An 8,622-nucleotide genomic window follows, 5' to 3' on the forward strand; every position below is an offset into this window, starting at 1 on the left:
AATTTAGTAGATAAACCTTAATACAATAAGGATTTGAGGTTATTCATACTATAAAAATATAGGGTATTGAAATTTAAAATTATTATTAATTTTAAGTTCAATACCTTATTTTTATTTTTTCATTCCAGAGTCAATCCATTTTATCAGAAAACCAATTCCACCTTCACAATAAAGTTCCAGTAAAATTCAAAATAATGATAAAAAATTTGTATTGTTACATTAGCCTGATGGTCAATATCTGTAATTGTTATTTTATTTAAGTATTTATTTCTTTGCTCGTAAAGTTGGAAAACACATGCTTGAAAGAAAGTATGGTAAAATCATCAAAATTGGATCCATTCACCAATTGACAGTATAGCATAGCCACTTTTGTTCTAGTAAACGATAGTGCATTATACCTATAGTTTTAGAGTAAAGTTTTATTAAACTTTTTTTGTACTGTATCTATTATGGTTAGTGCAAAATCATATTGAAGGTCTGTTTTTAAAGTTGCATTTAAAAGTAAAGTTGAAAAAGCAGATTTATTACACTTGTAAATATTTTTATAATAATCTCTTGAGATTTTCCAGTATTTTTGTGGGAAACAAATATATGAAATTAAATATCTTAGATCTGAATCTGTTAATGGAGAAGATTCATTATAAGTTTCTAATACAGATAAAGCTAAGTTTATATCCCATTTAGTATTTTCACGTTTAAGTAATCTACGCATAAAATATGCTAAATCTTTAGCACAGTAGTCTATTTTGCATTTATCAAAGTCTATTATCCAAGGATCTAAATCAACTGGAAAAATCAGATTTTTATTAACATAATCACCATGACATAAAGATTTACTCAAGTTAGAATTATCAATTTTATTTGAGATATCCAAAGAAATTTTTGCAAGACTTAAATTTATATCAAAGCTTGAAATAAATTGTTTTGAAAATTTATCTTTATACTTAAAGGCTTCATTTGATGCTTGAAGTAAATCTTGAAAATGTTTTAAGGTTGATATGTAATAATCATCAAATCCTTCTTTTAATGAGCTACCTAAAATGGGTTTGAAGTTTCGAGATACTGAATGAATGGTAGAAAGCTTTTTTACAGAAAGCATAACATGCTTAATATTATCAAAACTGCATTTCTCACCTTCGATCCAAGGGGTTAGTATAAAAAGCATGTCTTCATAAGATACAAATCTATTTTTATTAATAGTAGGTAGAAGTTTTGGTACTCTAATATTATTTCTATATAGCCATTCAATTGCTGAATATACATATAGTAAATCGTCTTGATTATAATAAACTTTTTTTAAACAATAACTTTTTTCTTTAAAATCTATTCTATATACTGCTCTTTGTTTATCTGTATCTTTAAATTTAATTATTGAAATTTTAGAGTTTTGCAAATTATAGTGTGGCAAAACATTTTGTTTTATGATTTCAGGTGAAAGATTACATTCTTGTAAAGATAAAACTTCATTGCCCATAAATACACTCCTCTTTATTAGGTTATTCTTGTGTGATAATAAGGTTGAATTTTTTAGGTAGAGCTTTAACACTCCAGATAAAATTCTTTAATATTAAATAATATTAAAGTTATTTTAGTAATATACTTAAAGTACTTGATAAAATTAAAAAAATATATGTGAACAATAGTATTTTTTTATTTTTTGCAAATAATAAATATAGCCGATAAATAGAGGGATATAAAGATAAATATAGAATGCATAAAAAGAGGTGATAAAATATGAATGTGAGAGAAAAAATTCAAGGTTTTGAAAGCTTGACATTAATTAAATACGCTGCTTTTTCAAAAAATTCTTTAGGAAGAGAGATTAGAGAAAAAGATGATGATATTAGAACTTGTTATATGATAGATAGAGATAGAATTATTCAAAGCAAATCATTTAGGCGCCTTAAACATAAGACGCAAGTATATATAAAAACCTTTGGTGATCATTATAGAACTAGACTAACTCATACATTAGAAGTATCCCAAGTTGCAAGAACTATTGGTGTTGGAATTGGATTAAATGAAAATTTAATTGAAGCAATAGCGCTGGGGCACGATTTAGGTCATGTTGCTTTTGCACATAATGGTGAAGATGTATTAAATGAATATTTAAAAGGTGGTTTTCGCCATAATGAACAAAGCGTAAGAGTAATTACTAAACTTGAAAATGATGGGCAAGGACTTAATCTGACAAAAGAGGTAATTAATGGGATATTAAATCATAGTGGGCTTGGAACTATAAAAAATATAATTACTTTAGAAGGAATTGTAGTTAAACTTAGTGATAAAATGGCTTATTTAAATCATGATATAGATGATTCTATAAGAGCCGGATTACTAAGTAAAGAACAGCTACCTAAAGATATCGTTGGAGTTTTAGGAGATAGTTCTGCTCAAAGGCTAGATACATTAATAAAAGATTTTGTAAAAACTTCAAATGATAATATTAATAATGGAATAAAAGAAGTTGGATTAAGTACAGAAGTTAACGAAGCAATGATAGAACTTAGGCAATTTATGTTTAAAAATATATATTTAGGATATACATTAAAGGTTGAGAGAAATAAAGCAAAATTTATATTACAGCAATTAATTAAATATTTTGAAGGAAATCCACAACAAATGCCAGAAATTTATTTAAAAATAGCTAAAAAGGAAAGTCTGCAAAGAGCAGTAGCAGATTATATTGCTGGCATGAGTGATGATTATTGTTTATTACTGTTTAATAAAATATTTGTTCCTAAAGTAGTAATAGATTAATATTTTTTATTAAAATTTATTTTATGTATTGAGCTTATAATCAAGGCATATTGAAGAAAAATTTTCATAAACAAATGGAATTTGAAAATTCAAAAGAAGATTTTCAAATAAAAAAGAGGATTTTCAAATAAAAAAAAGAATTATAATAATAATAGTGCTATTCAACTTCATATTATTTCAAAATGAGCTAAATCTTAAATTATAATAAAATTTATTATAATAGTTAGGAGGAAAACTCGTTATTATGGCGAATAATATATAATTGTTGAAAAAAAGCAGTAGGGAGGGAGATGTCTCCTTGCAGATACCAGAAGAAGTAATAAAAAAAATAAAAGAACAAAGTGACATTGTTGATATTATTTCAGAAGATGTAAGGTTAAAAAAATCAGGAAGAAATTACATGGGGTTATGTCCATTTCATAATGATAAATCCCCATCATTTAGTGTTTCTAGTGAAAAGCAAATATATAAATGTTTTTCGTGTGGTGAAGCAGGAAATGTACTTACATTTGTTATGAAATATAAAAAACTTACTTTTCTAGAAGCAGCAAAATATTTAGCAGATAAAGTTAATATTATATTACAAATAGAAGGGCAGGAAAACAATCAGATTTCTAGAAAAAAGGAACTTTTATACAAGACAAATGTAGATGCTGCTAGATATTATTTTGCAAATTTACAAAATAATAAAATAGCAAAAGAGTATTTTTTAAAAAGAGGAATTAAGGAAGAAACTATAAAAAGATTTGGATTAGGTTATTCACATGATAACTGGCATGGCGTAATAAATGGTTTAAGATCAAAAGGATACAAGGATGATTTGTTATTTGAAGCAGGATTAATTTCTAAAAATGAAAAAAATGGAAGTACATATGACAGATTTAGAAATAGAGTAATGTTTCCTGTATTTGATGTAAAAGGAAAAGTTATTGGATTTGGAGGTAGGGTTTTAGATGATTCAAAACCAAAATATTTAAATTCACCGGAGACAATGATTTTTCAAAAGGGAACTAATCTTTATGGATTAAATTTTGCAATTAAGAATAAGCTACAAGAGGATTACATTATTATAGTTGAAGGGTACATGGATTTAATAGCACTTCATCAATATGGTATAAGCAATACTGTAGCATCACTTGGAACTGCACTTACTGTAAATCAAGCAAGACTTCTTAAAAAGTATGTAAATAAAGTAATAATTTCTTATGATGCCGATTTGGCTGGACAGACTGCTACACTCCGAGGACTCGAAATTTTAAGAAATGCTGGATTTGATGTGAAAGTATTAACAGTACCACAGGGGAAAGATCCAGATGAATTTGTGAGAAATAATGGAAAACAGGCATTTTTAAGGTTAGCAAAAGAAGCATTGCCTCTAATTGAATATAGAATTAAAAGAGCAGCACAAGGCATAAATTTTAAAAATGGAAATGAATTAATAGCATATGGAGAAAAATTTGCGGAAATTTTGGCAGATCTAAACCCTATAGAAAAAGATGTGTATATAAAAAAAATTTCAGAAGAAACATCAATTAAAGAGCAGGCACTATATGACTTACTTTCACAAGTAATATCAAAAAAACAAAATGAAGAAAATTTTATAAATAAAAAAGAAGATTTTGGAACAAAATTATATGTAGAACCAGGATATTTAAAAGCTGAGAGAGCATTAATTAAATTCATGTTTCAAGATGAACTTATAAATGCTATAAAACCAGGAGATTTTGTAATGGAATCACATAATAAAATTTATTCATTAATATTACAAGGGAAAAGTGTTGATACTATTAATATAATATCTTATGTAGAAAGCAGATGTGATGATATAGAAAGTTCTAAAGAATTTACTAAAATAAAAGAACATGAAATTTTAGATTTCGCAGATAAAGAGAGATTAATCAAGGATTATATAAAAGAAGTTAAAAGCTTTAAACTTAAATTGCAAATTGAAGATTTAAAGAAAAAGCAAAATAGATTTGAAAAAGAAGGGAAAATTGAAGAATCTATACGAATTGCTATGGAACTTACTAAATTATCGGAAACGCTTAAAAAGGGAGAGAGAGGTTGAAGGTTATGACGGAAGGAGGCAATAATAATATGGAACAAAAAATGAATGGAAAAGCAGTAAAATCAAAAGATGACAAAAAGGATAAGAACAGCAAGATGATGGCTGTAAAGGAGTTAATTGATAGAGGTAAAAAAAATGGTTCGTTAACATATAAAGAAATTATGGAAGCAATGGATCACATTGACTTGAGTCCAGAACAAATAGAAAAGATATATGAAGTTTTGGAAATTGCAAATGTTGAAATTATAGGTGATGTGAACGATACTGATACTGGGCATGAAGAACTTGATTTATCAGTGCCAGAAGGTATAGCCATAGATGATCCAGTTAGAATGTATTTAAAAGAAATTGGAAAAGTGCCTTTATTGTCTTCCGAACAAGAAATAACATATGCTAGGGAAATAGAAGAAGGAAATGAAAAGTCTAAAAAGAAGTTGGCAGAGGCAAATTTAAGATTAGTTGTAAGTATAGCTAAAAGATATGTTGGAAGAGGAATGCTATTCTTAGACTTAATTCAAGAAGGAAACTTAGGACTTATAAAAGCTGTTGAAAAATTTGATTATAGAAAAGGATATAAATTTTCAACTTATGCTACATGGTGGATTAGGCAAGCAATAACAAGAGCTATCGCGGATCAAGCTAGAACAATTAGAATACCTGTTCATATGGTAGAAACTATAAATAAGCTTATAAGAGTACAAAGACAATTATTACAAGAATTAGGTAGAGATCCATTCCCAGAAGAAATTTCAAAGGTTATGGAACTTCCAGTAGAAAAGGTTCGTGAAATTCAAAAGATAGCACAAGAACCAGTTTCATTAGAAACTCCAATAGGTGAAGAAGAAGATTCTCATTTAGGAGACTTTATTCCAGATGATGAAGCGCCAGCACCCGCTGAAGCTGCTGCATTTACAATGCTGAAAGAACAATTAATTAGTGTATTAGATACATTAACTCCTAGAGAAGAAAAAGTATTAAGGTTAAGATTTGGACTTGATGATGGAAGAGCTAGAACTCTTGAAGAAGTAGGTAAAGAATTTAATGTTACAAGAGAAAGAATTAGACAAATTGAGGCGAAAGCTTTAAGAAAGTTAAGGCATCCATCAAGAAGTAAAAAATTAAAAGATTATTTAGATTAAACAAATAAGCACCTATATTTTAGGTGCTTATTTTTCACTTATGCATTATAAAAAAATACACAGTGCACAATGCACAATTAAGGAGTTAACGCGGTAAGCTTTCATCCTTAATTATGCATTGCCCACAGGGTACCCTAAAGGGCATGAATTGTGAATTGTACATTAGGAAAGAGGTTAATATGGAATTAAGTAAAAGATTAAATTGGATTATAGAAAAACTTAATAAAGTTGAAGTTATAATGGATGTTGGAACAGATCATGGCTATATACCCATTTATTTAGTTAAAAATAATATTGCTTCTAAGGTTATTGCTTCAGATATAAATAAAGAACCTTTGAAAAAAGCAAAAATTAATGCATTGTTAGATGGAGTATTAGATAAAATAGATTTAAGATTAGGTGGCGGATTATCTCCTTTAAATAATAGAGAAGCTAATGCTGTAATAATTGCTGGAATGGGTGGTAATCTAATTAGAGATATATTAGAAAATGATTTGAATAAAGTTAAGAGTTTAGAGTATTTAATACTTCAACCTGCTCAAAACCCTGAAGTTTTAAGAAAATATTTATATAATAATAACTATGAAATTATAGACGAAGATATATGTTTAGATGAAAATAAATATTATGAGATATTCAAAGTAAAATATAAAACAGGAGACTATATATTATTAGAAGATATATTCTATGAAATAAGCCCAACTATGATAAATAAAAAATCACCTTTATTAAAATCATATATAGAAAGTAAAATTGAAAAAAATAAAAAGGTTATGGAGTTTATTAAAGATAATACTGAACATGCAATAGAACGTAAAAATGAATTAAAAGAAAAAAATCAAAAATTAGAGAAATTATTAAAAAACTTTTAGGTGGTGAGATTATGACTAGGGTAATAGATATAACAAAGGAAATTGAAAAAATTGCGCCCAAATGTCTAATGGAGGATTATGACAATGTGGGATTAATGGTTGGAGATGAATATAAAGAAGCAAAGAAAGTTTTATTATCTTTAGATTGTACAAATGAAGTGATTAAAGAAGCTATAAAATTTAAGTGTGATTTAATCATAACTCATCATCCGTTAATATTTAAAAAGCCTAAAAATATAATTAAGGGAGACCTCTTAGGCAATAAAGTTATAGCTTTAATTAAAGAAGATATAACTCTATATTCATGCCATACAAATTTAGATAGTGCTAAAAATGGCATTAATGAGACAATAGTTAATATGTTAGGATTTAATTCAATCCAAATAATTGAACCTAATAAATTTGGAAATTATTTGGATGTTGGGATTGGAAGATTAGTGAGATTAGAAAAAGAAATTTTACTATGCGATATTATAAAACTTGTTAAAGAAAAATTAAACATAAAAGATATGAGGATTGTTGAAGGTTGTAAGAAAGTAAAAGTATTGGCAATAATAAATGGTAGTGGTCAAGACTTATTTTATAAAGCAAAAAGCCTTGGAGCTGATTGTATAATAACAGGAGATACAACTTATCATTTTGCATCAGACTTTAAAGAAATGAAAATTAGTATAATCGATGCAGGACATTTTTCAACAGAATATCTTGTATTTTTAAAGACATTAGAATTTTTAAAGGAAAAATTTAAAGATGTAGAATTCATTGCTTCAGAAAAATGTAAAGATCCTTATGACTTTGTTTAGAAATATAAATAAGACATAATCAAAAAAATAACAGTCAATATGCTAGTATATTGACTGTTATATACCTAAATAAAGCAAAAATTGCATGCATAGATTAAATAACTAAAATATAACACATGTGCATATAATAATATTGTAATAATAATTTTGTGGGTGGGTTATGAGCAAAGATGATGATTTTACTAATGGGGCTGGAGAGGATTTGAAGAAGGATTTTAAAAATATCTTTAAACATAGTAAAAGAGCAATTAAAGGTTTTTTTAGAGTAGGAATGAGAAGAAATAACTGTGGGGGAAGACCCAATGGATTTCCACCATTTTTCCATTGCAAATCTCCTCTTTTAATGTTATTATATCCTAAATTAATTGTTGGTGGAATAATACTTTTAACATTACTATTTTGCGGTGTAAGCTTGTATGGAGTAATAATAATACTTTTATTAACATTAATATTTATTTTAATATAAAGCATATATTAAAATTTACAATATACAATTGAAGAACAGATTTATATGGAGTTTGAGAAGAACATATATAAAAAAATTACCCAATAAAGATATTAATGTATTTTATAACATATATTTAAATAAAAAATTATTTGTATATTTGAAAAAAATGTGTTAATATATATCTTGCGAGTGAGACGTGCAATCGCTGCTAGACTTAGATCTAGGAGAGGAAAGTCCGAGCTCCATAGGGCAGAGTGCTGGATAACACCCAGTCAAGGCGACTTGAAGGAAAGTGCAACAGAGATATACCGCCTAAGTTTTACTTAGGTAAGGGTGGAAAGGTGATGGTAAGAGCTCACCAGCGTGATGGAGACTTCACGGCTATGTAAACCCCACTTGGAGCAAGACCGAATAGAGAGGCATTAAGGGGCTGCCCGTCCCGCCTCCGGGTGCGTCGCTTGAGTCTACTGGCAACAGTAGACCTAGATAGATGATTGCTTAATACAGAACTCGGCTTATGGCTTATCTCGCA

Annotated in this window: 7 protein-coding genes and 1 other RNA gene; 7 read left to right on the top strand and 1 reads right to left on the bottom strand. The window is 27.8% G+C overall.

The genetic code is table 11. From position 1 onward, the window contains the following. Nucleotides 1–406: 406 nt before the first annotated feature. Nucleotides 407–1,474 (bottom strand): CotS family spore coat protein, encoded by a 1,068-nt coding sequence (locus tag LLF98_RS11510; protein WP_291703704.1) that lies wholly within the window; start codon nucleotides 1,472–1,474, stop codon nucleotides 407–409. Between the two features lie 260 nt (nucleotides 1,475–1,734). Here LLF98_RS11510 and LLF98_RS11515 point away from each other — a divergent pair, with 260 nt between their 5' ends. From LLF98_RS11515 to rnpB, 7 genes are all read left to right on the top strand, one after another. Beyond that, nucleotides 1,735–2,760, top strand: a complete 1,026-nt coding sequence (locus tag LLF98_RS11515) for a deoxyguanosinetriphosphate triphosphohydrolase (RefSeq protein ID WP_291703706.1) — start codon at nucleotides 1,735–1,737, stop codon at nucleotides 2,758–2,760. A gap of 298 nt (nucleotides 2,761–3,058) precedes the next feature. Next, complete coding sequence (gene dnaG, locus LLF98_RS11520; protein ID WP_291703708.1) at nucleotides 3,059–4,828, top strand: DNA primase; 1,770 nt, start codon at nucleotides 3,059–3,061, stop codon at nucleotides 4,826–4,828. 5 nt (nucleotides 4,829–4,833) lie between these two features. Continuing rightward, the gene (gene rpoD / locus LLF98_RS11525) at nucleotides 4,834–5,967 is read left to right on the top strand and encodes an RNA polymerase sigma factor RpoD (protein ID WP_291703710.1); all 1,134 of its coding nucleotides are present in this window, start codon (nucleotides 4,834–4,836) and stop codon (nucleotides 5,965–5,967) included. 179 nt (nucleotides 5,968–6,146) lie between these two features. Further along, a complete protein-coding gene (locus LLF98_RS11530; protein ID WP_291703713.1) occupies nucleotides 6,147–6,839 on the top strand; it encodes a class I SAM-dependent methyltransferase in 693 nt (230 codons plus the stop codon). A gap of 11 nt (nucleotides 6,840–6,850) precedes the next feature. Further along, nucleotides 6,851–7,642 carry a Nif3-like dinuclear metal center hexameric protein gene (locus LLF98_RS11535; RefSeq protein WP_291703715.1) on the top strand — a complete coding sequence of 264 codons (792 nt, stop codon included), beginning with the start codon at nucleotides 6,851–6,853 and terminating at the stop codon, nucleotides 7,640–7,642. 160 nt (nucleotides 7,643–7,802) lie between these two features. Next, complete coding sequence (locus tag LLF98_RS11540) at nucleotides 7,803–8,108, top strand: hypothetical protein (RefSeq protein ID WP_291703717.1); 306 nt, start codon at nucleotides 7,803–7,805, stop codon at nucleotides 8,106–8,108. Nucleotides 8,109–8,276: 168 nt separating this feature from the next. After that, an RNA gene (rnpB, locus tag LLF98_RS11545) (RNase P RNA component class A) lies at nucleotides 8,277–8,622 on the top strand.

This window comes from Clostridium sp. (genome assembly GCF_021372645.1).
Taxonomy (GTDB): Bacteria; Bacillota; Clostridia; order Clostridiales; family Clostridiaceae; genus Clostridium.